General features: G+C 72.6%; 16 protein-coding genes. 4 read left to right on the plus strand and 12 right to left on the minus strand.

The window, feature by feature from the left end; all coding sequences use genetic code 11:
* Positions 1 to 620: 620 nt before the first annotated feature.
* Genes ABZZ04_RS27275 through ABZZ04_RS27285 form a run of 3 tightly spaced genes read left to right on the plus strand, consistent with a single transcriptional unit; the run spans position 621 to position 2,435 of the window.
* Positions 621 to 746 (plus strand): hypothetical protein, encoded by a 126-nt coding sequence (locus tag ABZZ04_RS27275; protein WP_356934864.1) that lies wholly within the window; start codon positions 621 to 623, stop codon positions 744 to 746.
* The gene (locus tag ABZZ04_RS27280; RefSeq protein WP_356934865.1) at positions 743 to 1,987 is read left to right on the plus strand and encodes a glycoside hydrolase domain-containing protein; all 1,245 of its coding nucleotides are present in this window, start codon (positions 743 to 745) and stop codon (positions 1,985 to 1,987) included. Before ABZZ04_RS27275 ends, ABZZ04_RS27280 begins: the two co-directional genes overlap by 4 nt.
* Positions 1,947 to 2,435: a choice-of-anchor P family protein gene (locus tag ABZZ04_RS27285; RefSeq protein WP_356934866.1), complete on the plus strand. Its 489-nt coding sequence runs from the start codon at positions 1,947 to 1,949 to the stop codon at positions 2,433 to 2,435. The genes ABZZ04_RS27280 and ABZZ04_RS27285 overlap by 41 nt, the downstream gene beginning before the upstream one ends.
* Before the next feature lie 88 nt (positions 2,436 to 2,523).
* Here ABZZ04_RS27285 and ABZZ04_RS27290 read toward each other — a convergent pair whose 3' ends face one another.
* The 6 genes from ABZZ04_RS27290 to ABZZ04_RS27315 form a co-directional block, all read right to left on the minus strand.
* Positions 2,524 to 3,177, minus strand: coding sequence for a class F sortase (locus tag ABZZ04_RS27290; protein WP_356934867.1), 654 nt, complete (start codon positions 3,175 to 3,177; stop codon positions 2,524 to 2,526).
* 133 nt (positions 3,178 to 3,310) lie between these two features.
* The gene (locus ABZZ04_RS27295; protein ID WP_356934868.1) at positions 3,311 to 3,739 is read right to left on the minus strand and encodes a hypothetical protein; all 429 of its coding nucleotides are present in this window, start codon (positions 3,737 to 3,739) and stop codon (positions 3,311 to 3,313) included.
* Positions 3,740 to 3,864: 125 nt separating this feature from the next.
* Entirely contained in the window at positions 3,865 to 5,820 is a 1,956-nt protein-coding gene (locus tag ABZZ04_RS27300; protein ID WP_356934943.1) for a HAMP domain-containing sensor histidine kinase, read from the minus strand.
* Between the two features lie 121 nt (positions 5,821 to 5,941).
* Positions 5,942 to 6,670, minus strand: a complete 729-nt coding sequence (locus ABZZ04_RS27305) for a response regulator transcription factor (protein WP_356934869.1) — start codon at positions 6,668 to 6,670, stop codon at positions 5,942 to 5,944.
* Between the two features lie 123 nt (positions 6,671 to 6,793).
* Positions 6,794 to 7,774, minus strand: a complete 981-nt coding sequence (gene sph / locus ABZZ04_RS27310; protein WP_356934870.1) for a sphingomyelin phosphodiesterase — start codon at positions 7,772 to 7,774, stop codon at positions 6,794 to 6,796.
* A 223-nt stretch (positions 7,775 to 7,997) separates the two neighbouring features.
* Positions 7,998 to 9,794 carry an AAA family ATPase gene (locus ABZZ04_RS27315; RefSeq protein ID WP_356934871.1) on the minus strand — a complete coding sequence of 599 codons (1,797 nt, stop codon included), beginning with the start codon at positions 9,792 to 9,794 and terminating at the stop codon, positions 7,998 to 8,000.
* Positions 9,795 to 10,207: 413 nt separating this feature from the next.
* Here ABZZ04_RS27315 and ABZZ04_RS27320 point away from each other — a divergent pair, with 413 nt between their 5' ends.
* Positions 10,208 to 12,334: a tetratricopeptide repeat protein gene (locus ABZZ04_RS27320; RefSeq protein WP_356934872.1), complete on the plus strand. Its 2,127-nt coding sequence runs from the start codon at positions 10,208 to 10,210 to the stop codon at positions 12,332 to 12,334.
* Positions 12,335 to 12,349: 15 nt separating this feature from the next.
* Here the strand turns inward: ABZZ04_RS27320 and ABZZ04_RS27325 are convergent, their stop codons facing one another.
* From ABZZ04_RS27325 to ABZZ04_RS27350, 6 genes are all read right to left on the minus strand, one after another.
* The gene (locus ABZZ04_RS27325; RefSeq protein ID WP_356934873.1) at positions 12,350 to 14,206 is read right to left on the minus strand and encodes a hypothetical protein; all 1,857 of its coding nucleotides are present in this window, start codon (positions 14,204 to 14,206) and stop codon (positions 12,350 to 12,352) included.
* A 150-nt stretch (positions 14,207 to 14,356) separates the two neighbouring features.
* Positions 14,357 to 15,457, minus strand: coding sequence for a DNA helicase (locus ABZZ04_RS27330; RefSeq protein WP_356934874.1), 1,101 nt, complete (start codon positions 15,455 to 15,457; stop codon positions 14,357 to 14,359).
* Positions 15,454 to 17,316, minus strand: a complete 1,863-nt coding sequence (gene drmB / locus ABZZ04_RS27335; protein WP_356934875.1) for a DrmB family protein — start codon at positions 17,314 to 17,316, stop codon at positions 15,454 to 15,456. The genes ABZZ04_RS27330 and drmB overlap by 4 nt, the downstream gene beginning before the upstream one ends.
* The gene (locus tag ABZZ04_RS27340; protein ID WP_356934876.1) at positions 17,313 to 20,432 is read right to left on the minus strand and encodes a helicase-related protein; all 3,120 of its coding nucleotides are present in this window, start codon (positions 20,430 to 20,432) and stop codon (positions 17,313 to 17,315) included. The genes drmB and ABZZ04_RS27340 overlap by 4 nt, the downstream gene beginning before the upstream one ends.
* A gap of 59 nt (positions 20,433 to 20,491) precedes the next feature.
* Positions 20,492 to 24,160 (minus strand): sigma-70 family RNA polymerase sigma factor, encoded by a 3,669-nt coding sequence (locus ABZZ04_RS27345; protein WP_356934877.1) that lies wholly within the window; start codon positions 24,158 to 24,160, stop codon positions 20,492 to 20,494.
* A 475-nt stretch (positions 24,161 to 24,635) separates the two neighbouring features.
* Complete coding sequence (locus ABZZ04_RS27350; protein WP_356934878.1) at positions 24,636 to 25,448, minus strand: SAM-dependent methyltransferase; 813 nt, start codon at positions 25,446 to 25,448, stop codon at positions 24,636 to 24,638.
* Positions 25,449 to 25,614: the final 166 nt, after the last annotated feature.

Consider the following 25,614-nt stretch of genomic DNA (forward strand, 5'->3'; position numbering starts at 1 on the left):
GCGCGACCGGGGCTGAGCCGGCCCGGCCCGGATCTGTGGGGTTTGTGTTATTCCCGCCGGGGGTGCCGGTGGCCCTTTCGGGGGGCGGGTTTGGGGCGGGGGGGGCGGGGGCGCGCCCCGGCCACGCCGGAGAACAGCCCCTCGGCCACCCACCCGCACCTTTGCGGACCCGGCCCGGCGTCACATCGCTGCCTTCGCATGGAGAGCGGTACGCGGAACGCGCCGTACCGCGGTCGCCATCCGGCCAAACAGGCACCGTGAAGGCACGGTGGGTTTTCTGTGGACGTCCCCCCGGAGCGCGGGTGAGGCCGACTGAGCGACCCGGTGCTTCACCGGCTCTCCATAGTCCGTTTCGCTCCCGCTGCAAACATCCCGTTCCGCGATTCCGGGTGACCCGTCGGTAGTGGTGACCGGATCCACGAGCCATTGATTGACGGAGACACGCCACTGCTTCAGTCTCGCCGAGGTCAACGCTCGAGATGCGCCGGAACAGAACCCGGCGCCCGGTTTCGGGGGGAACCATCACGCAGCACAGACCTCTCTTCAGCATGCGCCGATCCAGGCCCGGATCCACGCACCGATCCGTACCCGCATCCGTGTCCGGACTCATGAGCCGACCCATGCGCCGCCCCAGGCGTGGAGCGCTGTCCGCGTTGTCCGCGCTGTCCGTCACCGCCGCGCTCACCGCGGGCTCGCCCGGTCCGGCCCATGCGGCCGAGTCGGCCGCGCCACCGAAGCGGCGGTGACCTACCAGGGGCGCGCGTTCACCGTTCCGGAATCGTGGGAGGTCATCGACCTCCGGGACGATCCGGAGACCTGCGTGCGCTTCGACCGGCACGCCGTGTACCTCGGCACGCCCGGTGCCCGACAGGACTGCCCGGCCACGGTGTTCGGCCGTACCGAAGCGCTCCTGCTGGAGCCCGCGGAGGCCGCCGCCGACGAGGCGAGGGTCACCGAGAACCGCACCTCGCGCACGTACGAGGCGACCGTGGACGGGATCTCGGTCACCGCGGCCTACGGTGACGACCGGCAACGGATCCAGGCCGTCCTGCGCAGCGCCTCGTTGCCCGTCGACGACGCCGGCTCCACCACGGCGACGGCGGGGCCGCCCTCGGTCGCGGCCGTTCCGGCGGACGCGACCTCCTTCCAGGGCAAGGGCTTCGACAAGTGCGGAGCCCCTTCCACGGGCGACATGAACGTCTGGCAGGAGGAATCCCCGTACAGCGCCATCGGTGTGTACATCGGCGGCGTCAACGCGGGATGCGACATCACCATCGACTCGCAGTGGTTGCAGACCCAGTACGCCGATGACTGGCGCTTCTTCCCCATCCACGTCGGCCGCCAGGCGGACGCGAACGCCGGTAGTTGCGGTGACGACGGCGGCCGGGAACGCGAAGTGATCACCGATCCGGAACGGCAGGGCGCGGAAGAGGCCCGGGACGCGGTCGCCCAGGCGGAGGGCGTCGGCTTCGGGAAGGGGTCGGTTCTCTACTTCAACATGGAGAACTACGACCCGGGACCGGACACCACGGCCCTGGTCATGCCCTTCCTGAAGTCGTGGACCACGACCCTGCACGAACTGGGACACGTCTCCGGTGTCTACGGGAGCCTGTCCTCTCTCATCGCCGACCTGGTGAAGGCGGACGGATCGAACCACCCCATGCCCGATGTCATCGACTTCGCGAACTGGGACGGGAAGGACACCACCGACGACCCGGCGATCCCGGATCACCTGTGGGCCGACCACCAGCGCATAAAGCAGTACGGCGGCATCGTCACCGAGGGATACGGCGGTGTGGAGTTCACGATCGACCAGAACCAGCTGGACGTGGGCGGCGGTTCGAAGCCGCCGGTTCAGAAGGACACGGCGCTCGCGTATGACGGTGTTGAAGCTCCAGTATGTGAGTGGGCGGGCGTACGGTCTGTCGGCGAAGGTTCCGGTGCTGGTGCTGCCGCTCGTGATCGCGCCGACTCCGGACACGGGTGAGGTGCGTACGGCGGGTGCCGGGAAGGTGGCCCCGGCCTGTGCGCAGGGCATCAACGCACTCGTCCTGTCCGCCGACGCCCTCTGCGCCGAGGTCGTCATGGACGTCGGGCCGAACTCGGTGACCGCCACGTCGACCGTCTCCAAGGCCACAGTGGGTCTGCCCGGCCTGCCGGTCGTCCAGGTGTCGGGGCTCACCACCTCCTCGACCAGCACCTGCACGTCGAAGAAGGGGTCCACGACGCTCACCTTGAGCATCGCGGGCACTCCGGTCACGGTGCCGAACACCCCGAACCACACGATCGACCTCGGGGTCGGGGTGAAGGTCGTCGTCAACGAGCAGACGGAGACCGCCGACGGGCTCACGGTCAACGCACTCCACGTGACCGGCCTCGGCGGGATCGGCGTGGTGATCGGCTCCAGCACCAGCGCCGCACACAACTGCGCCTGATCCCGTGACGCGCAGGCCCCAGGACCCGTTGCCCGGGTCCTGGGGTCCTGGGGTCCTGGGGCTCTGGGGCAGGACAGCGGGGGTTTCCTCAGCTCCGGTTCGCGTACACGATCAGGTTGTCCACCGGGTGTCCCTGGTCGTCGAAGGCGCCGTCGCAGGTGATGAGGCGCAGGGTGCGGGCGTCGGTGGGACCGTAGACCTTCTCGGTCGGGAACGCCTTCTTGCTGACGGTCTCGGTGCCGGTGACCCTGAAGTGGAGTTCGGCGCCCCGGTCGTTGTGGATCGCGATGTCGGCGCCCTTGCCGATCTTCTTCAGGTCGTGGAAGACGGCCTTCCCGAACCGGGTGTCGTTGTGTCCGATGACGACCGCGGCACCCGGTTCGCCGGGAACGGCGCCGCCCGTGTACCAGCCGGCGGTCATGCCCTTCTCGGCGGGCGGGACCTCGACGGTGCCGTCCGGGTTGAGACCGAGGCGCATCAGCTCGCTGTCGATCCCGAGCGAGGGGATGCCGATGCGGACGGGGACGGCCGTCGCGGACCGGGAACCTCCGGACCTTCCGGCCCCCACAGTGTTTTTCGACCCGGCCTTCTCCGACTTCGACCCGGTCCGTTCCGGGGCGTCGGAGCGGGTGCTCGCGCCGCTGTCGTCCACGGTGTCCGAGGAGCAGCCGGTGAGGACGAGGGCGAGGCAGACGAGCGCGGGAAGCGCGGCGCGGCGGAGCGGGAGCGGCGTACAAGGCATGGGGGCTCCAGGTCTGGGCGGGGATCGGCAGTGGCGCCGTCCGGGAACGGACGGCGCCACGGAGTACGGACGGCGGCGGGGCCCCGGCCGCCTCGACGACCGGCCGGCCTCCCGGGCCGTGAGGGGTGATGGGTCAGCCGTTGCGCTGCGCGGCCGAGCGGCGGCGCAGCACGACCGTGCCCGCTCCGGCGAGCAGGAGCGCGGCGGCGGCCGAACCGGCGATCGCGGTGGTGTTGTCGCCCTGGGTTCCGGCGATGCGCTCGCCCGCGTCTACGCCTCCGCGCGGGGCGGGGGCCGTCTTCCCCGAACCGTCCTCGGCCACAGCGGGGGCGGGGGCGGGGCTGTCACCGGCGGCCACGCCACCGCGGGGCAGCACGGACGGCTGGGCGTCCGCGGCGGGAGCGCTGGAGGGCTCGCCGGAGCGGGCCGCGGCGGACCGCTCGCCGGACGGGGCCGACGGGGAGGGGGTGGCGTCGGCGAAGGCCGAGGCGGACGGTACGAGCACCGCACCCGCCGCGACGGCGGCGAGGACGACGGTACGCAGGGACAGGCGGTTGGGCATGGGGCAGGACTCCATTCCAGGTCGGCCTCGATGGCGCCCGGGGTCCGGTTCGCACCGGGCGCGAGGCATGCCGACAGGCTGGCGTGAAGTTATGAAGAAGCTGTCAGAACGGTGTGGTCATCGCATCAGCCCCGGCCCGTGCCCTCCGACGCCCTGCCCGATGCCTCGTCCGACACCCTGTCCGTCGCCCCTGTTGGCCCCGTCGGCCCCATTGGCCCGGTCGGCCCCGCCGGCAGTCGGAGCGTGAACACCGAGCCCTCGCCCTCGACGCTCACCGCGCCCACCGAACCCCCGTGCGCCTCCGCCAGCTTCCGTACGATCGCCAGCCCCAGCCCGCTGCCACCGGTACGGCGACTGCGCGACTTCTCGGCGCGCCAGAAGCGGTCGAAGACATGCGGCAGGTTCTCGGCCGAGATGCCACTGCCCGTGTCGGCGACCTCGACGACCACGACTTCCCCGGCCGGGTCCTCCTCGCCCGGGCCCTTTCCGTCCGCCGAAGCCCCGGAGCCGTACGCGCGTACCGTCACGCACCCGCCCGCCGGGGTGTGGCGCACGGCGTTGGAGACCAGGTTGCCGATGGCCTGACGCAGCCGTACGGGGTCGGCCCACAACACGTGGGCGGGGGCGTCGGCCGTCGACGGTGCCGAGAGCGCGACCCCCGCCGTCTCGGCCCGCGCCTGATGCGCCGCGACCACCTGCGCCAGGACGTCCTCGACACGCACCGGTTCGGGGTGCAGCCGCAGCGCGCCCGCGTCGGCCGCGGCCAGGTCCTGGAGGTCGTCGATGATGTGCTGCAACTGCACGGCCTCGGTGTGGAGCGAGGAGATGAACGCCGGATCGGGCTCCGCCAGCCCGTCCTGCGCGGCCTCCAGCCAGCCCCGGATGTTGCTCAGCGGCGTGCGCAGCTCGTGGGCGACGTCGCTGACCATGTCCTTGCGCTGTGCCTCCAGCCGCGTGCGGTGGTCCGCCATGTCGTTGAACGCGGCGGCGAGACGGCCGATCTCGTTGTCGTCGGAGACCAGCACCGGTACGGAGTCCTCGCCGTCCCGCATGCGCTGCGCGGCACCGGTGAGCGCGTGCAGCGGCCGTACGAGGCGGGAGCCTGCGAGGACCGTGGCGCCGACGGTGAGTGCCAGGACGAGGGCCGCCGCGCCCGCGATCTTCGCCGTGTTCGCCGGGGAGAGGTCGAAGCCGGGAACGGTCGCGTCGCCCTCGTCACCGATGAACAGCAGCGCGGGCGAGGCGACGTAGGAGCTGAGCTGCTCGCGGCGGGCCGTGCCCACGCAGGAGGCGGTGGCCCGGTCGTCCTCGCCGGTCCGGACGCTCGGCGCGGGCGACGGGACGGGGGAGGTCCCGGCGGCCGCGGGTGCGGGGCCGCCGCCCCAGGACAGGTCCAGATCGAGCTGGACGCCCGTACGGCCCTGACGTTTGAGACAGGCGTTGGCGAGCCGGTTGAGCGCGTCCAGGGCCTTCCGTTCGGTGGCCGTCGGCCCGTTCAGGTCCTCGGACGCGCACCGGGCGTCCTGCATGCGGTCCGGGCCGTTGCCCACGACCTGGATGCTCGGGCGCCCGCTCGGGCTCCGGACCACGTCCGCCGCGACCCCGACCTCGTTCAGGCACGCCACGCTCCGGTCGGCGGCCCGCCGCAGCGCCGTGCGTTCGGCCGCGGGCAGCAGGAACGGGCCCACCGCGCGCGGATCCACCCGGTCGGCCACGGCGCCCGGCCGGTCGACGGTCCGGGACAGGGCGGTGTCCACGGCCAGCGGGTCCACGATCGCCGACGCCCGGTGCGGCAGCGCGGGCGGCGACGGCCGGTCGGCGGAGTCCACGGAGTCGGCGAGGGGGCGTCGTTGTTCGGTGGTGAGCGCGATCCTGCGGCCCGACCGGCGGGCCAGGTCGTGGACGGTGTCCCCGACGCCCTCCCAGGTGGGGTGGCTCGCCGCGTACCCGAGCAGGGTGTTGTAGATCCGGGCGTCGGCGGTGAGGTTCTGGCCCTGCTCCTGCTTGATGGCGCCGGAGGTGGTCTGCACGGCGATCCAGGCGGTGGCAGCCACCGAACAGGCTGCCACCAGCGCGGACACCGTCAGCAACCGGCCGAACAGGCTCTTGCGCAGCGGCAGTCGTGCCCGCTGCCGGTCACGGCGGACGGCGGCGTCGGACCCCTGGTCACCACGGCGGACGGCGCCGTCGCGCCGCTCCCGGTCACGACGACGCACGCGGGGCCTTCCGCTCCGGGTCCGTCAGCTTGTACCCGACCCCGAAGACGGTGAGCAGTCTGACCGGCCGGCGGGGAGCGGGTTCGAGCTTCTTGCGCAGGTTCATGATGTGCACGTCGACGGTGCGGAAGCTGACGTACCGGTCGAAGCCGTGCAGTTCCTCCAGGAGCCGCTGCCGGGTGAAGACCCGGTCGGGCTCGGCCGCCATGGCGGCGAGGATCCGGAACTCACCGGGCGTGCACTCCACGGCCAGGTCCCCGACCGACACCTCGTGCCGGTCGGGGTCGACCGCCAGCGTTCCGACCCGCAGCACCCGGTCCGTGACGGGCCCGGCCGCCGCCGGACCCCGCCGGCTGCGGCGCAGCAGGGTCCGCACCCGGGCCATCAGTTCGCGCGGACTGTACGGCTTCGTCATGTAGTCGTCCGCGCCGAGATCCAGCCCCAGCAGCAGATCGTCCTCGGTGCTGCGGGCGGTCAGCATCAGTACCGGCACCTCCCGGTGCTCGGCGCGCAGCACCCGCACCACGTCCAGACCGTCGGCCCGCGGCATCATCACGTCGAGCACCAGCAGGTCGGGCTCCCGGTGCCGGACCTCGGCGAGGGCCGCGAGGCCGTCACCGACGACCCCGACCGTGTGGCCCTCGTGCTCCAGATAGCGGCGTACGAGCTCGGCCTGCTTCTCGTCGTCTTCGGCGACTATGACATGTGCGCACACGAAACGATCGTAGATGAGCTCGTCAGGGGGCCTTTCCGGTCGCCCGGTGCGGTGTACCGGTCGTGGGGCGGGGAGGTACGCCGTCGGCACGACGCCCCGCCCCACGCTTCCCCGCCGTCGGGGCTACCGTGCCGACGCGATCACCGGGTAGTGGTCGGAGAGGTTGGTGTACGTGTAGCTCCTGCCCCAGCTGCTGACGGTCCAGGGCGCGCTCCGCTCCTTCACCACCTCGTTCGTCCACCCGGACGGCTGCGCGTGCCCGGCGCGGTACAGGACGTGGTCGAGGTCCTCCCGGGGGTCGTCGGGGTAGCGGTCGGCGGCGATCGAGTTGTCCCGGGTGTCGAAGGAGTACGGGTGTCCGGTGCGCGCCGAGGCAGGGGCCAGCCCGGCGTCGGCGAGCATCGAGGAGTACTCGGGGGAGTGGAAGTCCACGTTGAAGTCCCCGGCCACGACGACCTGTTCGGACGCCGGAATGTTCTTGGCGTCGAGGAAGGCGTCGAGCTCCTTGAACTGCAGGCTGCGCTTGGCGGCGGCCTCGCCCGCGCCGCAGCCGGGGTCGGTCGACTGCGTGTGGGTGCCCACCACGTGCACCCGTGCACCGTTGACGTCGAGCTCGGCGTAGGCGAAGCCCTTGTTGGACCAGCGGTCGCTGCCGCAGGCGTCCTTGTAGACGTACTGCTCCTTGCGGACGACGGGCCACTTGCTGAGCACGGTGACGCCCCCGTCCTCCGGGGTGAGGGCCGAGTACGCCCCACCGGTCGCGTCCCAGCCGCTCTTGCTCCGGCCCACCACCGGCGTCCGGTAGGGGTACTGGGCGGCTGCGTTGTTCAGCAGCGCGTCGGACGAGGAGTTGTCGAACGCCTCCTGGAGGACGACGACGTCATTGCCCCGGAAGAACGACGTCTTCGGTATCTCGGCCGCGCGGTGGTCCTGACCCCAGTTCGGGTAGAGGGTCTTGCTGAAGAGGAACGTGTTGTACGTCAGGACGCGCAGCGACGGGGCGTCCGCCGCCGATGCCTGCGGAGCGTTGGCGGCCAGTGCCGCCGCGGCGAGCACGGCGGCCAGGGCCGCGCCGGAGACACGGCGGATCGCTGAATGCGGCACAGGTACTCCTGATGCGGAAGGGGGAAGTGGTGCCGCCCATCAAAGCAGGGGGAGTTACCCGTGGGTAGACATCGGATGCCGGGAGTCTTTCCGCAACGGTACGAATGAGGCCCGGAGCCGGAACGGGCCCGTGAACGGCGGCGTTCCGGCTCAGAGCTCAGAGCTCAGAGCTCAGAGCTCAGAGCTCAGAGCTCGGGCTCGGGTCCGGGTCCGGGACCGGCACTCATGCCGCAGGGTCCCCGTGGGACTCCATGAGCTCCTGGTGGGCCGCCGCCACGTCCGGGGCGAGCACGGTGACGATCTCCTCCCGGGTGGGCGTCGTGCCCGTCGCGTGCTCGGCGTACAGCCGCAGGTCCCGTTGCGCGGCGACCTTCTGGCAGAGCTCGCGCACGAACCGGGCATTGCCCAGGGTGTCGGCCATGCCGCCGTCCACTGCCGAGGTGAAGATGGCGCCGAGCGCGGCCATGGCCGCCTCGTCGGGCTCGTCGCCCTGACGGGCCAGGACGGATCGGGCGATCAGGAGCAGCTCCGGCGCGGAGTACGAGGGGAAGTCGACCCGGGTGTTGAACCTGGACACCAGGCCCGGGTTGGCGGCGAGCAGCTCGGTCATCTCCTCGCGGTACCCGGCGAGCACGACGACGAGCCGGTCCCGGTCGTCCTCGGCCCGCTTCAGGAGCACCTGGAGCGCCTCGTCGCCGAACGCGTCGCCACCGCTGTACCCGCTGTTGGACAGGGCGTACGCCTCGTCGATGAACAGCACGCCGTTCAGGGCGGAGTCGATGACCTCGCTGGTCTTGATGGCGGTGGACCCGAGGTGCCGCCCGACGAGATCGACGCGCTGGGCCTCCACGACATGACCGGACCGCAACAGCCCCAGCCCGGCGAACACCTTGCCGATGATGCGGGCGACGGTGGTCTTCCCGGTGCCGGGAGGGCCCGCGAAGACGAAGTGCCGGGGCCGGGCGCCGCTCGGCAGTCCCTGCTCCTCCCGGAACGCCGCCATGCGCAGCTGCGCGATCATCGTGAGGACCTGCCGCTTCACCGGCTCCAGCCCGATCATGTCGTCGAGAGCCTGCTGCGCCTCGGCGAGCAGCCGGTCCCGCTCCTCCTGCGACAACCCGTCCCCGTCGTCCTGCCCGGAACCTTCTGCGATGCCCGGAGCGGCAGCCGGGGCGGTCGTCCTCGCGGAGGGCGTGGGCGAGGACGAAGGACCGGAAGAAGGGGCGGTGGGGGAGGACACCCCGGCCACCGACGAGGCCGTCGGCGCACTGGAACGCGCCTGGGCGCGCACGTCCACGTCGAAGAGACCCGGAGCGCACCGGAACGCGTACTGGTACCGCTTCAGCGCCTCGTCCGCCCGGCCCAGCGACTCCAGGGAACGTCCCATGAAGTACTTGACCTCGGCGTCGAAACGGCTCCCGGCCTCCAGCTTCCTCGGCAGCTCCGCCAGCACGTTCAGGGATTCGTGGCAGACCCCCTGCGCGAACAGCGAGGCGCCGACGTACAGCTGGGCCTCGTCGTACAGGAACGCGTCCTGGATTCCCGGCGCGAACCGCAGCACCAGCGACCAGTCCTCCTTGAGGAAGGCGTAACGGGTGCAGATGAAACGGGTCTCGTCGCAGTCCAGCTGGGCCGAGGAGAGACCGGCCCACGCCTCGTCGAGCCGGCCCGCGTCCAGCAGTGCCGCCTGGGCCGCCACCCAGAGGTCGCGGGCGTTCTCCAGCCTGAAGGTGACGTAGTGGCCGAGCTGGAACCGGGAACGGAGCGGCATCCCGAACTTCGTGCGCAGCGCGCCGAACGAACCGGAACTGCGGAGCATGCCGTCCAGCGCCTCCTTCTGGCGCTGCCCGGTCGCGTGCAACCCCAGCCAGGCGTCGGCGGCGAACGGATCGTGCGTCGTGGCGAGGGAGAACCGCTCGGCCGCGGCGGCCATGTCGCCCTGGTGGAACAGGGCCATCGCCTGCTGCCAGGCCTGCTCGGCCTTCCTGGCCGACCCCCGGTGTGCGGCTGCTCCCTGCACGGCTTCTCCCCTCGACGGCCGTGGGCCCGCGGCGGACGGCCGACGGGGCACGCCGTGATGACCTGGAACAACCGTCAGGATATCCAACGGGACGCACACCCTGCCGAACACATCCGAAGCCGCTCCCCGCACCGGCCGGGGCCGCCGCGGAGCGGAAAACGCCGACCGGTCCCGTCGGCGACCGGAACGAGGCGGGCCGGATGAGTTGATTCCGCCTGAACCTTCTGGAGCCTTCACGAAAGGCCGGTGTCCGGACGTCCGGGAGAGGCGACCGGATTCGGACTCCTGACGATCATCATCGTGATGCCCAGGGGATATTGACCCACCGGACGCTAACGTTGATCCGCACGGCGACAGCGACGGTGTCGGGGAGGGCGCACCGCGCGGAACGCCGGGAACGAGGAGTGCGCGACATGCTGGATCCCACGTCGGTGGCGGCGATCTCGGCGGTACTCGGTGCGGTCGGCGCGGGGATGGCCAACGAGGCCGGGAAGTGGGCCTGGGAATCGACCGGCGGCGTCGTGCGCAGGATCGTCGGCCGGGAGGTCCCGGCCCCCGCGGCGCAGGACGAGCGGGACGACGTGGCCCGCATGATGCACGAGCGAATCCACGAGGACCCGCGACTCGCCGCCCACTGGCGCTCGTTCGCGTCGAGGGTGGGCGACGGCGGGACGGGTCCGGCCGGGCCGGTGCGGTCGAACCTCCCCGCCTCCATAAGGTTCTTCACCGACCGCAAGGAGGCGATGAAGCGACTCCGGCGGGAGGCGACCCGGCGCGCGGACGGGCGGCCCCGGGCCGCACTGGTGCACGGTCCGGACGGCATGGGGTCCAGTACCCTCGCCGTGCACTTCGGCGCGCAGTCCGCCGAGCTCTTCCCGGACGGCCGGATCTACGCCGACCTGGGCGGCGGCCGGACGGGTGGCGCCCGCGACTCCGGAACCGTGCTGCGGGTGCTGCTCCGCCAACTGGGAGTGCCGGACGAGGAGATGCCGCCCGCCACCGAGCAACTCGGCGAGTCCTTCCACCGACGGGTGGCCGACCTCGAACTCCTGGTCGTGCTCGACCACGCCTACTCCGCCTCGCAGGTGCGGCCGTTCCTCACCTCGGCGCCCGGCGTGTTCACCGTCGTGGTCGCCCGGAACCCCTTCCCCGGCATCGACGCCGTGCGCGTGCCCGTCGGCCCGCTCACGGACAAGGACGCGAAGCGTCTGCTCACCGACATCACCGACAAGTCCACCGTCGCCGCCGCCCGCGCCACGCTCCCCTCGCTGCTCGCCCGCTGCGGCGGTTCGCCGTACGCCCTGCGGGCCGCCGCCCACCAGCTCTCCGCCCCCACGCTCCCGCCGCGCGGCGCCGGGACGGACGGCGATCCGGTGCGCGGGGCCGCCGAGGACAACTACCGGCTCCTGGCACCGGAGTCCGCGCGGCTGTACCGGCTGATGGCGCTGCGCGGCTGGCCCGCCTTCGACGCCGCGATCGCCGCACGCACCACCGGCGACGACCCCGCGGCCACGGCGGAACGCCTGGAGGACCTCGCGGACCGGATGCTCCTGGAACACCACGGGAGCGGGACCGGCCGCTTCCACTACCGTCCCGGGGTCCGCGCCCACGCCGAGGCGGTCGCGATCCGCGAGGACGGCATCGCCGGATGCTCGGCCGCCCTCGGCCGCACGCTGATCGCGTACGCCGACCTGGCGGCATCGGCCGCCCACCAGGCGCTCCCGGAGAGCTGGCGCGTCCCGGCACCGCCCGGGGACCGGGCCGGGCAGCGGTACGAGGACCGGGGTGCCGCCCTCGGCTCGCTGCTCGTGGAAGCGGTCAACCTGGTCGAGGCGGTGCGGTGCGCCGAGGAGTCCGGCGACCCGGTCACCGCCGTACGCCTGTGCCGTGCGCTGTGGCCGCTCCAGCTCAAGGCGGGCCACCACGAGATGCTGCTGCCGGCGCTCAGGACCGGGGCGCGCCTGGCCGACGGCCCCGACGCCGGGGCGCTCCAAGCGCAGCTCGCGCACTCCCTCACCGAAACGGGACGCTGGGAGGAGGCCGAGGAGGCGGCGCGGGCCGCCGCCCGCGCCGAGGAATCGGCGGGCCACAAGCGGGGGCACGCCTCGGCCGTCGAGTTCCTGGGGCTGCTGAGACTGCGCCAGTGGCGGCACCAGGAGGCGTACGACTGCTTCGAGGAGGCCGGCGGCATCCTGGACACCATGGGCGCCCAGGACGAGGGGACGGGCGACGTGCCGCGCGCCGAGGCCCTGCTGGAGCGCCATCGCGGCCGGGCGCTGCGCGGGCTGGGACGGCGGGAGGAGGCCCGGCGGCGACTGGAGACCGCGCTGTCGTACTTCCGGCCGGGCGACGGGGCGGGCGGCGACACGTACAACACGGCCCGGACGCTCACGGACCTCGCCGAGACCTGGCTGGACGAGGAGAACACCGGGGCGGCGCTCCCGCTGATCGAGGCGGCGATCACGACGCTCGACGACCAGCGGGCGGAGTACCACCTCCTGCATCTGCGCCGCATGCGGGACCGCTGCGTGACGTCGTAGGACGGGGACCGGTCCTCAACTCCCCGGATCCGGCGGCACCAGGGCCGCGACCCGCACGCGCTGGACCCGGTCGCCCGTCCGCAGGACGAGCCCGTCGGCCACCACCCGCGCCAGCCGCGCGCGGGCGGTGGCCGCATCGGGGCCGTCCGCGACGAGCCAGGAGTACAGGGCGGAGGCGTACGCGGCGGGGTCCGTTGCGCGGACGTCCTCCGCACCGGCGGCGGGCACCGCGGTCAACCGCAGGGGTTCCTCGCCGCGCATCCGCACCACGCATGCGGACGGCCCGGTGACATAGGCCGCCAGGGCGCAGTCCCGATGGCGGCGGAGCACCTCGGACGTCCAGACCGAAGGGGACCCGAAACGGGGGTCGTCGGGTGCCCCGTCGCGGAAGACGACATCGGCCAGGTCCAGCCGGTCCACGTCACGGGTGTCCTCGTGCACCGCGACATGCAGTTCCCCGCCGTCCTTTGGCCCGGTCGCCGGCCGGGAGCCCGCCCACCGGCTGATCGCCACCTCTCCCGGCCCCAGGACCCGCGACCGGACCAGCAACGGGACGGTGACCGGTGCCGTCTCGTGGTCGGGCAGCGGGAGCGGCGTCAGCGAAGCCGGCCGGTCGGGCTCCGGCTCGCGCATCATCGAGTAGAAGAGCCTCCGCAGCCGTACCGCGGACTCGCCCGGCACGGAAGTGGTGAACCCGGCGGGACCGGGCAACGGCCGGTGCCGCCGGACGAGTTCCGCGAGCTGCGGGGCGAGCGGCGCGCCGGGGTCGAGCTTCGGGGCCTCCCGCATGAACGAGGAGATCGGCGCGTCCGGGTCGAGTGCGTCCAGCGGCGCGGAGGCCAGGAGCACGGGAGTGCCGAGGGCGGCCGCGTAGTAGGTGACGGAACCGTGGTCGCCGATCACGGCGTCGGCGGCCAGCAGGGCCTGCCGCCACCCCTTCAGCGGATCGACCGGTGTCAGCCCGGCGCGACGCGCGCGATCGAGCCAGGCGCGGATCTGGCCGGGGCCGTGTCCGTGCCAGATGTTGGGATGCAGCACGGCCGCGAACCTGAACTCGTCCACGGGGAACTCGTCCGCGATCCGGTCCAGCAGCGCGGCGACCACGTCACCGCCGCCTCCGCCCCCGTCCTCCGCGCCGTCACCGAAGAGGGAGTCGGAATTCCAGGTCGAGTTGAGCAGGACGAGCCGTTGTCCGGGCCGTACCCCCAGCGCACGGCGGAAGCGTTCGCGAAGGGGCCGCGCGGCGAGCACGCGGTCGAAGCAGGGATCCCCGGCGAGGACGGCGGTCGGCGCCGCCGCCGGGCAGGCGAGACGCAGACGGTCGTGCTGTTCGGGGTGGGAGAGGACGAGCGCGTCCGCGACGGGCCTGCCCCGGGACAGCAACCACTCCGGCGCGAGCCCGAAGACGGGTGCGGGCACCGCACCGCACCGCCCCCGCCCTCGACCCGGTGTCCGGTGTCCGGTGTCCGGTGTCCGGTGTCCGGTGTCCGGTGTTGCCAGCCTTTTAGTGTATCCAACACCGTGCGAAAGGATGGCCAACTTCCCTGAAAAAACGTCCAGTTGACCACCGAAGCTGGCCGAGATCACCAGGTCGACGTCCGTCCCGACCGCCTGCTCCCACGGCAGCACCGGCACCCCGACGTCGGCCAGCAACTCGGCCGTTCCGGCGGCGAACGCGGAGGAGCCCGTGCAGGTCGCCAGCAGCTGGACGCGCAGGTCGTCGTCGAACAGGGGCAGTACGTCGAGCAGCCGCGTCGCGGAGGTCACGTTGTGCACGACGACGAGGACCCGCAGACACTTCTTCCGCGTCGCCCACCGTGCCGCGTCGTCCCCCACCGGTACCCGAACCCACCCGGTCCGACCGCGCTCCATCCGTACACCCCTCGTCCCTGGTCCGCCCGGCCCGTCCCGGGGAACCCCGTCGGCCTCCCGACCGGCCGTGACAGTCAATCAGCACGGCTGCGGGGCCCGCCACCACGGGGTGGGACGGAGGGTCCGGCGGCACGGGGACGGGCCGGTGCGTCATTCGCGGGAGAGCAGCTGACGGGGGATCGACGACAGGAGCGGTGGCTCCTCCGTTCCCTCGTACCCGAGGTGCAGTTCGGTGCGGGCGCGCGTGACCAGGACGTAGTAGGCCATGCGCAGGGCGGCGGACGTCGGGTCGGTGGCCGCGTCCACATGCGTGTCGGGGACCACCACGTGGTCGAATCCGAGACCCTTGGCGCTCGCCCGGTTCACGATCACGATGCCCGGACGTCCGAGATCGAGGTTCCGGTACCGGCCGCCGGTCGCCTGCGACGTGTACATCTGCGGCTTGAGCCCCGGGGACCGCCGCGACAGCCGGGTGAGGAGGTCCTGCTGGTCCCGGAGGGAGTTCAGGATCACCCCGACGCTCCGCCCCGGATGGCGTTCGACCGTACCGACGAGCAGGTCGACGAGCGTGCCGGGGCCGGGCAGCCGGTGCAGACGCGGCAGCGGTCCCTCGCGTCGCGGGAGTCCGGGCACGTCCGGCCCGAGACGGAAGCAGGCGGCCAGTTCGGCTGTCTGCCGGGTGTTGCGGTGGTTGCCGTCCAGCCGGTGCGGGGCACCGGCCCCGAGCGCCTTCGTGATCTCCGCCAGCGTCGACTGCGTCTCGGTCAGACGCTGGCACTCGTCGGCGTAGACGGTCGTCCGCGCCCGCAGCACCCGGCAGAAGCGGTAGAAGTCCGGCGGGAGGTCCTGTCCCTCGTCGACCACGACGGAGAAACCGGGCGGCGTCCGGGCCACGGCCGCCCGGTGGAAGAACTCGCTCCACTCGAACCAGCCCGTGTCCGTCCGGGTCGGGTCGGTGCCCGCGTTCCCGCGGTACCACTGGGACAGCCAGGAGTGCGCGGTGGCGACCACCACGCCGTCCTGCCGCGGGCCGAGCGCGGCGACCAGCGGGGCGAGGGACTGCCGCAGCAGGTTGGACCGGGTCAGCAGCACGGTCGGTCCGCCGGTCAGGGCGAGCATCACACTCCGCTGGGCGGCCAGCAGGCTCTTGCCGCTGCCGGGCGGACCGTCGACCACATGGTTGCCGTCGAACGGCAGCGCGTCGAGCGACTCCCGCTGATCGGGAGCGAGATCGAGATACGTGAGGGTCATCGGGGCCGCCGTTCCACGGCCGCGGCGGCGGCCGACCGGGCCTGGGCCACCACGGACTCGAAGTAGCCGGGCACCTGCTCCCCGCCCACGACCAGCGCGCGGTCGAGCAGTGTGTTGCCCGTCTCGCAACTGGTCTCCGGCAGCAGCGCACAGGCGTGACAGGCCGCACGGTTGAGGTTGTCGAAGCCCTGTCCGCTGTGTTCCGCGCACAGCGGGTCGGCCGAGCACCAGGCCGCCGCCTCCGCCATCCGAAGCAGGGTCTCCGCGAGTCTGGGTGGTTCGCCCTGCTGGACGAGACCGCCCAGGGTGCCCTCCGCGTCCCCCGCCGCCGTGTACACGAGGACGCCGTACTGGTCGTGCTCGGGCCGTGCGTACACGCGCTCGCGCAGGCTCGCCGTCGAGTAGCCCGACTCGAACGACAGCTGCCGGATGAGGAGGTGCCCCAGCGTGTGCAGCAGGACGAAACGCGGGGAGAGCTCGGCGCCCGTCACCGTGCCCAACCGGTCCTGCTGGAACGAGCGTCCGAGGTCGGTGCGCAGACCGGCCACCCGTCGGCGCACCCGGTCGTCGTCCTCCCACTTCGTGAGCTCGTCCCTGTCCAGCGTGAGGAGGAGCCCTTCCCCGAACACCTCGACGGCGGGGAGCCAGCGCAGACGGCGGGCGGTGTCAGCGGGCACGAAGGCCGACGTGGGGGAGACCCGGCGGAACCCCTGGAGGGCCCGTACCTCGCGGAGCCGGTCGGCGAGCACGACACGGCCGAAGCGCTCCCGCAGCGAGACCCAGGGCTCGGAGTCCTCCTGACCGAGACCGAGTTCGCTCTCGCGGACGGCGAAGTCACGGGTCGCCGGGGGAGCGGGCGACATGAAGGCCACCCATTCCTCCCGGCTCAGATCCGGGGCAACCGGCTCGTCGGAGGCACCGGCCGCCCGGGCCGGCGACGGGGGAGCACTGCCCGTCTCCTCGGCCAGCAACGCGTCCAGCAGCGCGTCGTCGGCACCGGTCTCGTCCTTGAGCAGACCGCGGAAGGCGTCCTCGGCGGGCCCGCCGTGCGCCCGGCACAGCGGCACCCACATGTCACTGGAACGCACCCGCTCGGCCAGGGCCTCGTCGGTGAGGGCGGCGGGGGCGTCGCTCTCCGGGATGTCGAGGGCGGAACTGACCACCGGGTAGTACAGATTGCCCGCGGTGCGCTGCACCACCTGGACGGGCTTGGTGCAGTCCGCCGCCTCGCTGCGCCGCTGCCAGGGATTCCGTCCGGAGCACCGCATCCCATGGGTGCCGAGGACGTCGAGCAGGTCACGGGCGGCCCCGCAGCCCTGCGCGGTGCACCGGACGGACAGGGCCTCCAGACCCGTGGCGCGTTCGGACACGTTGAACCGCAGCCGGTCACGTGTGTCGCAGGACTGCCGGGCGGCGGGATCCAGCCGGGAGTGCGCCCAGAACCACCAGTCGACATCACCGAGATGGCCGCTCGCGCAGATCTGCACGAACCGCATCGGCGCCAGCTTGCGCACCGGCGAACAGCTCGGGCAGCGCGGCGGGACGCCCGCCTTCTCGTCGGCGATGCGCCAGCGGATCATGCGGCGGCACGCTCCGCAGAACAGCCACGACGGGAACCTGATGTACGGGGCACCCGCCGCGTCCGGCCGGTCGAACCGGTCGTCCGCGGCGGGCGGGGCGGCGTAGAACGCGCTCACCCCGAGCCGGGAGGCCAGCCGTGGCGACTCGACCTCCTGCCGCCGCCTGGGCCAGTCGCCGATGCCCGTCGCCACGAACGACTCGCCCTGGATGTCGAAGACGGCCCCGACCCCGAACGGAAGCACCGTCTGGGCCTGCCGCACCCGAAGACGCCTGCTCACAGCTCCGCCCCCTTCACCGTCACCTGGCACTCCCGGTCGACGTTCCGCATCGAGTGCGGGGTCTCCCAGAGACCCCCGTACTCCTCGAAGTTCTTCAACAGGTTCATCTGCCCCTTGCCCTGACCGCGGTAGTACAGCTCCTTGCCCTCCTTGCGGGCGTCGAGCGCCAGTTGCTGCCACGCGGACAACAGGTCGTCCAGCTCCTCGCGGACGGCCGACGCCGCCCTCGGGTCACCGGCCGCCGCCCGCAGGGCCAGTTCCTCGGCGAGCGCGGCCGCGGCCGGCAGATGGTCGAGGACGTCGCCCGCCCGGTTCTCGGCGGACAGACCGAGACCGTGACGCACGAGGATCACGAGCGCGGCGTGCAGCGCGCGGCGCCGCGACGGCGCGGACCACGGGGTGACACTGGTCGGCTCGACGTTCCGGTACAGCGCCCGGTGATAGACGTCGAACGTCTCGTAGTGCGAACGGTCCCGGGGGCGGGTCGCGTTGAAGAACGTCACGACCAGGCCCGGCACCGAGTGACGGCCCACCCGGCTGGTCGCCTGGATGTACTCGGCGGTGGTCTTGGGCTGCCCCAGCATCAGCATCAGGGAGAGCCGCTTCACGTCGACACCGACCGACAGCATGTTCGTGCAGGGAAGGAACGACACGGAATCGGGGTCGGTGTACGGCTTCTCCAGCCGGTCGAGCAGGACGGGCTGCTCGGCGCGGGGCAGATTGCTCGTCAGCTCCTGCACCTGATGGTCGATCAGCTCCCTCGTGCCCCGCCCGCCGTCCAGCCCGGCCAGCTGGGCGGGGATGTCGTCCGCCGCGGCCGTGACGGTGCGGCCCAGCTCGCGGAGGCTGTGGTGGTACGCGACGAGCGTCCAGTAGGCGTCGCGGCTCTCCTCGGGAAGCTCCCACGCGCCCTGGATCATGGCGGCGGCCGTCGCGACGGAGGCACGGCCCGCGGTGTGGCCCTGCGCCATCACACCCACGTAGCGGCGTCCCGGACGCGAGAGGTCCGGCTCGGCGAAGTAGGAATGGCGTGCGTCGAGCCCCGACGGCGGGAAGAGCTGCACGTCACGCCCGTACAGCCCGCGTACCTGCTCGCCGGAGCGGCGGATCGTCGCCGTGGAGGCCACCACCTTCGGGCCGATGCCGTCCCGGGTGCACAGCCCCAGCACCGCCGACTCGTACAGTCCCACGGTCGTGCCCAGCGGGCCGGTCAGCAGGTGCAGCTCGTCCTGGATGACCAGGGCGGGCGGCAGTCGGTCGGACCCGGCCCCGAACAGCCGCCCCGACCTCGGCTCCCAGGCCAGGCGCGCGAACTTGTCGACCGTACCGAGGACGAACGTCGGCGGCCGGTCGTACAGGTGCTCGTCCACGACGGCCACCGGCAGCTCGTCGTGGAAGGCGCACGAGTCACGGGGGCAGTGGAACGTGAACGAGTCGGCCTTCGCCCGTATCCCGTAGTCGCCGATGTCCGGGGACTTCCGCTCGGGCACCATCCGGGTCCCGCACCACGGACACCGGTCCAGGATGAACACATCATCGGGCCGGGCCGCGGCGCGCACGTCGTCGAAGGCGTCGACCGCCGCCTTGTACGAGTTCGGAGAGGTCGCCTCCCCCACCCACAGACCGATGGAGAACGGCTCGTCGCCGAGGGCCGCGGGGTCCTCGCGACGGAGCTTCTCCAGGGCGCAGACCGTCGTGGCGGCACGCTGGAACTGCTGGGTGGTCAGCAGGCTCAGCGTGTAGCGGCTCAGCACGGCGGTGCCCCCGCCGCGAGGATCGCCGCGACGCAGGACCATCACGAACGCCGCGAGCAGGAGGTATGCCTCCGTCTTGCCACCACCGGTCGGGAACCAGATCAGGTCGGCCGTGTCCCGGTCGGGGTGCGACGGATCGGCGGCCCCGTCCAGGGAGAGCAGGAAGAAGGCCAGCTGGAACGGACGCCACACCGCGTCGGGCGACGGAGCCGGGTCGTGGGCGGTCGCCTCCCGACGAGCCCGGCGCCCACCGGCCTGGTCGGACGCCGAATGCCGCATCTGCAGCGCCATGGCCCGGTTGGCCGTGCGGAACGCGGCCAGCAGCTCGGGACGGTCGGGGTCGCACAGGGTCCGCACGCCCGAGGCGATGCGCCCGACCACCGCCTCGACGCGGTCCAGGACCCGGTCGGCGGCCTCGCGCCCCCAGGCGGGGACCTCCGTGTTCCGCTGCTCCAGGTACCACCGGCGGTACCCGTCCACGAAGGCCAGCAACTCCTCGCGAACCCGATCGACCGGCACGTCGGGGTCGGCGAGGTGGAGCACGCGCAGGACGGGAAGCCCGACGGGACCGGCGGCCCTGGTGGCGGGCACCTCCGCCTCCGGCATCACCGCGGCCCGCAGACCGGTGACCCGGTCCTCCTCGAACACCTCGGTGACCGAACAGCCGTGGCCCACCGCATGGGTACGGACATGGCGGTACTGGAGCCGGAGCTCCTGCTCCTCCGGGTCACGGCTGGCGAGACGCACACTCGGGTACTGCAGGACGTCACCGCCCACCGGCCGGGCCTCCAGCCGGACCTGGAACAGCATCCGGTCCCACTGCGTCGGCCGCCCCTGCCCGGGCCCGGCCGCGACGGGCCCCGTGCGCGCCGTGTTCACCAGCGCCACGGTGACCAGGTGCCCGGCACCGAACCGGCGGCGCCGCAACCGGATCTCCGCCCGGCCGTCGAGAACGGCCATCCGCTCGGCGTCCGGGGTGACGGTCTCGTCGGGAAGCGCGACGCGCCGCCACCGGCGCCCGCGCTCGCCCTGCTCCGTCTCGTAACGGGCCGCGCCGCAACTGACCTCCACGGTCGGGGCGTCGGTGTAGAAGCTGAACCCGAGCGACGACGGGAGCCAGGAGTTCGACTCGGGGATCGGATCGGTCGCGGGGGCGGTGTCCTCGGCGTCGTTCTCCGTGCCGGGGCCGTCCAGCACCTCGGCCGTCTCCGTCAACCGCCGCTGCAGATCGGCGTCCTGCGCATAAAGGGTGCCCATGAGGTACTGCCGGTCGGGCGGTGCGTCGAGCACCTCCTCCGGGCCCCGGGCGGGCCCCACCAGCTGACGACGGAGATAGTCGACGAGTTCGTCACGCGGGGACACTGCTCGGTTCCTCCAGATGGTTGTCGCGACGGGGGACGGGCCGGTCTGCTCCGGGGCCGTCACCCACGCCTCCACCAGCGGCGGGAGTCGTGCTGCTGAGGGTCGGCAGGGGCAGGGGCAGGGGCAGGGGCAGAGGCGGGGGTCTGGGGCTGGGCCTGGACCTGGGTCTGGGGCGGGGCCGGGTACGGATACGGGGGCGCAGGTACGGGTGTGTCGTGCATCGATGCGAGCCGCGCCTCCAGTTCGGCCATGCGCGAGCGCGCCGCCTGTTCCACCTCGGCCGTACGGGAACGCGCGGCCCGCTCCACCTCGGCGGCGTGCGAGCGCACGGCCTGTTCCGCCTCGGCGACCCGCTGCTCCGCCCAGCGCTCGGCCGCCCGGACCCGCTCGGCCGCGTCCTGCTCCAGTGCCTGCGCGGCGTGGGCCCGTTCGGCGAAGGCGGCCTCCGCCTGCCGCAGCCGGGCCTCCAGCGCGAGAACCTCCTGGCGGGCGGCCTCCTCGACGCCGAGGGTCCGGCGGGCGACCTCCTCCTCGACACGACGCAGCACCTGCTCCTCCCGCTCGGCGGCCACGTGCTCCATCGAGGCCCTGACCTGCCGCACACGCTCCTCGGCGGCGTGTCCGGCCTCCCTGACGAGCCGTTCGGCCTCGTCGCGGATGCCGGCGATCTGCTGCGCCGCTTCGGCCCGCGCCTCTGCCCGTGCCTTGTTCCGCTCCTCCGCCCTGGCGTGCGTGATCCGATCGACCAGATCCGCCTCCAGCGCGCGGATCCGCCGGGTGGCCTCGTCCACCTCCGCCCGCGCCTCGGCACGGGCGTGGTTGCGTTCGGCCGCCCGGGCCCGAGCGACCCGGTCGGCGACGTCGGCCTCCAACTCCCTCAGCCGCCCGGCTGCCTCCTCGGCGGCGGCCGACGCCCGGCGGAGTGCGGCATCGTCGACGCTGCCGACAGCGCCGACAGCGCCGACAGCGCCGACAGCGGCGTTCGACGCGTCCGCGAGTGCCGCGGGGGCCTCGGCGACCGCTTCGGGAGTGCCGACCGGGCCCGCTGTCGCAGAAGCGCAGATCGGGTCCGTCGCGGCGGGAGCGGTGAGTGTGTCCGTCGTCGTGAGGGCATCGGCCGCGTCCTCGTCCCCGTACACGCCGGTGTCGGGGTCCGCGTCGGCCGTTGCCGGAGAGGACCCGCGGACGGGGGAGAACTCCTTGAGCGCGTCCGCGAGTGCCAGCCGGGACTCCGGTTTCGTGAGCGGGTGGGCGGCCAGGTACGCGCGGGGCGACCGGCCGAGCAGGGCGGGGGACGGGGACTCGAAGAAGTCCTCCGGACGCGACTTCCTGTCCTTGAGGCCGTCCACCACACGCACGAGTGCTTCCAGGGCCTGGCCGACCGGCCGGTCCGGGAGCCTGTTGCCCGCGGCGACCTCGGCCACGGCCCGTGCCGCCCCGGACCCCAGGATCTCGCCCAACAGGACCTTCCCCAGGGTGAGATGGACGTAGTGGGCCGTCCACCGGACGCTCCGGTTGAGGGTGAGGGAAAGACCCATGGCGTCGTCCCAACGCCCCGTGTACCGCTCGGCTTCGAGCATGCCGGCCCGAGCGGCCGCGTCGGCCGGAGCAGCGGCGTCGGCCGACTCGCCCCGCTGTTCCGGGACCGCCGGGGGTTCTGCCTGCGGTATGACATCCGCGACGGTGTTCACGGCGGTGTCCGCGGCTGTCCGGGGTTCCGGCAGCAGTACGGTCTCCGCCACCGTGGGCGACTCCGGCCCCGCCGGCTGCTCCTGCGCCGCTTCCGCCGAGACGGTCTCGGGCACGACCGGTGCGGGTGCGACCGGTGCGGGCGTGGCCGACGCGGGGGCAGGAACCGGGTTCGCCGCAGGACGGGTGGCAGTACGGGTACGGGCAGGGCGGTGCCGCCCGGCCGCACGGAGGGCCCGGCTCTGGGCGTAGGCGCGCCGGATCCGCTCCTGGACTTCCGCGGACCTCGGCGCGGTCCACACCATGCCCAGGGTCTCCAGGAGCATCCGCCGCTGTGCCGGGAGGCCGCGGCCTCCCACCCGGCCCTCGACACGCTGCTGGGCCACCCATTCCCCCAGCGGGAACCCGTCCTCGACGTGGTTCCTGTCGGGCACGGCGCGTCCCTCCCGCGCCCGGAACGCGGTGAGCGCCTTGATCCCGGCGCGCCAGTCCGGCTTGTTGAGATCCCTGCTGATCGCGCCCACCGGGTTGTTCGCCGCCCCGTCGTCCCCGGCCTCGGTCAGCATCTCCGACAGCGCCGCGTACGGATTGCCGGCCGGGTCACGAAGGGCGATCCGCAGCACGGAGAAGACCTGGGACTCCAACTGCCGTACCCGCTCACGGGTGACGCCGAGCTCGCCCCCGATGGCGTCGAGAGTCGCGGGGGCCGTGCCGTCGAGGCCGACGCGAAGGGCCACGATGCGGGCGTAACGCTCCGGCAGGAGGGTCACGAGATCGTGCACGCCCTCGTCCGCCAGCGAGGCCAGCACCGCGACCTCGACGGACGGCAGGGCCGTGCGGACCTCCAGCAACTCGCCCAGGTGCGTGCCGTCCCCGATGATCCGGTCGGTGGAGTCCGTGACCTTGCTGATCCGGCGGATCTCCTCCACCTTCCCGACGGGAAGGTCGCAGGCCACCGCGACGGCGGCCGCGCTGCGGGACCTTCCGGCCGACAACAGCTCACGTTCCACCCGGCCCACCTTGCGCACGAGTTCGTGCATGTGGACCGGGATGCGGATGGCACTGCCCTCGTCCGCCAGCGCCCGGGTGATCGACTGCCGCACCCACCAGGTCGCGTAGGTGGAGAACTTGTTGCCGTGACCGGGGTCGAACTTCCGGGCCGCGCGCAGCACGCCGATCATCCCGTGCTGGAAGAGGTCGTCCTCGTCGAGGCCCTGACCCATGTGCGCCCGCGCCTGGGCCCAGGCGAGGCCCTGATTGTGGGCGGCGAGGCAGTCGCGTGCGCGGCGGCGGACGTCCGCCGCCGGCAGGCTCCCCAGCTCCTCGTCGGTCGGCTCGACGGAGATGTTCCGGGGGCCGCCGCGCAGGAGCACGCTGAGCCCGACCTCCTCCAGGGCCGTGAGGATCCGTTTCTCGGGCCGCTTGGTGTGGCGGTCCTCCTCGATGACGGCCTGTGCCGCGGCGACGGCCGCCGTGAGACCTCCGGTGAACGGCGCGGACTCTTCGACGGCGGCTGCGGGGGCCGGTGGAGCCGAGGCTTCCGGTGCGGGTCCCGCCATGTCGGGGGTCTCGGGGGCCGGCGTCCGGGCAGCCCCCGGTTCCGCGGGGAGCAGTGTGAACCGTGCGGCCGCCCGGGTCCGCATGTCCGCCGTCTCCGACGCGGTGAGGCCCGCGAGCCGGGCCGCACCGGCTACGGCGCGCTCCGGTACGGCCCGCTCCGTGACGTACCGGTCGAGCAACCTCAGTGCCGCACCCACCCGGGGCTGCATCCGGTCTTCCGGTTGTGGTTTTTCTGTGCGCGACCCTGCAACCTTCTTCACTTCTCCGGAGTCGTCAATGGGTGTGGCAGTGATGGTGGGCGCCTCCAGGCGCAGTCCCAGTTCGAGCAGTGCCGAGGCGAGCCGTGCGCGTGCGGTGTCGTCCAGGCCCAGCGCGGCCGTCTCCGCCTCGAAGGCCGAGCGCGGCACGACGCCCTGTCGCGCGGCCCGCTGGAGATTGCGGTACAGCGTTGCGATCGAGGCCTTGAGTTCCACTGCCACCCAACTTTCGCGCGACGCAACCTGGAGACGGCGGCCGCGGAGCGCGGTTCCGTCCCCTTTGTGGCATCACCATACCCAGGGTGCGTTGACGATGTAAACGCGATGGCCGAAAGCCCTTCTTTCTGCTTCCCGTGTACGCCTCGGGGAGTTGATTGCCCCTTTTGGGGGAATGGGGGCGTGGTTTCGTGGGGCGATTTCCAGAGAGGGGTGCTTCCCGGAGAGAGGCGGTTCCGGCGGCGTGCACGAGGCATGCGTGAGGCATGCCGCACCGAGGGTCCTCGGCACGGCATCGGAGGGGTTTCGGGAGAAGGGCGGGATGTGCGGGGACGCCGCTGAACTGGCCCTGCGTCACCGCTTCCGGGTGGGCCCCGACTTCGGGGCGGGCGCTGCCGCACGCCCGGTCGCCGGTCCCTGTGCGCGGGGCCGTGTGCGGTACGGGACGTTCACCGGCATGCCCCGTCCGTCGGCCGGAACGTCACGACTTGCGGGCGAGACCGCCGTGTTCGCCGATGGGCTGCGGGGCGGGGCCGGCGGGGTCCGGCCGCCAGAAGGGCACCGACACGACGCCGGGGTCCAGGAGTTCGAGACCGTCGAAGAACGCCGTGATCTGGTCGACGGGGCGCAGGAAGTAAGGAATGGCGCCGGTCTCGTTGTAGGCGTCCTGGGCCTGCTCGTAGTCGGCGTCGATCCCTCGTGAACCGTCGTTGACGGAGAGGTAGCTGCCGGACGGCAGCCCGCCCATCAGGCGGGCGACGATGGCGCGCGCCTGGTCGTGGTCGGCGATGTGGCCGAGGATGTTGCTGAGGATCAGGGCGGTGGGACGGGTCAGGTCCAGCGTCCTGGCGGCGACCGAAAGGATGCGGTCGGGGTCGGTGAGATCGGCGTCGATGTAGGCGGTCGTGCCCTCGGGGGTCGAAGTGAGCAGGGCGCGGGCGTGCGCGAGGACCAGAGGATCGTGGTCGGCGTAGACGATCTTGGCTTCCGGGGCGATCCGCTGGGCGACCTCGTGGGTGTTGTCCACGGTCGGCAGACCGGTTCCGATGTCCAGGAACTGCCGGATCCCGGCCTCGGTGACCAGGTGGGTGATCGTGCGTCCCAGGAAGGCGCGGCTGCTGCGGGCCACGGTGGTGATGCCGGGGAAGACGGCGCTGTACGCGTTCCCGGCCTGCTCGTCGACCGGATAGTTGTCCTTGCCGCCCAGCCAGTGGTTCCAGATCCGGGCCGAGTGCGGCACCGAGGTGTCGATCTTCTGCCGCGCCGGGCCGGACACCGCCGTGGGGTCGGTCATGGGTACCGTCCGTCTTTCAACCGAGGTGGGAACTTTTCACCGCACAACCTACGCCCCAACGAACATGACATGCGCACTGGTTCAGGTTTTCGATGTTTGCGCGGGCAGTGGCCGACGAAGAGCGCCCCATGTCGGTTTTCGTATGATCGACGGACCCGATCTGCCG

It is taken from the genome of Streptomyces sp. NPDC006435, from assembly GCF_040612315.1.
GTDB lineage: Bacteria > Actinomycetota > Actinomycetes > Streptomycetales > Streptomycetaceae > Streptomyces.

Excerpts from the sequence above, each read along its gene's own strand:
- ABZZ04_RS27275 (WP_356934864.1), top strand. The coding sequence starts at position 621 with ATGCGCCGCCCCAGGCGTGGAGCGCTGTCCGCGTTGTCCGCGCTGTCC.
- ABZZ04_RS27290 (WP_356934867.1), bottom strand. The coding sequence starts at position 3,177 with ATGCCTTGTACGCCGCTCCCGCTCCGCCGCGCCGCGCTTCCCGCGCTC.
- ABZZ04_RS27295 (WP_356934868.1), bottom strand. The coding sequence starts at position 3,739 with ATGCCCAACCGCCTGTCCCTGCGTACCGTCGTCCTCGCCGCCGTCGCG.
- ABZZ04_RS27320 (WP_356934872.1), top strand. The coding sequence starts at position 10,208 with ATGCTGGATCCCACGTCGGTGGCGGCGATCTCGGCGGTACTCGGTGCG.
- ABZZ04_RS27325 (WP_356934873.1), bottom strand. The coding sequence starts at position 14,206 with ATGGAGCGCGGTCGGACCGGGTGGGTTCGGGTACCGGTGGGGGACGAC.
- ABZZ04_RS27330 (WP_356934874.1), bottom strand. The coding sequence starts at position 15,457 with ATGACCCTCACGTATCTCGATCTCGCTCCCGATCAGCGGGAGTCGCTC.
- ABZZ04_RS27350 (WP_356934878.1), bottom strand. The coding sequence starts at position 25,448 with ATGACCGACCCCACGGCGGTGTCCGGCCCGGCGCGGCAGAAGATCGAC.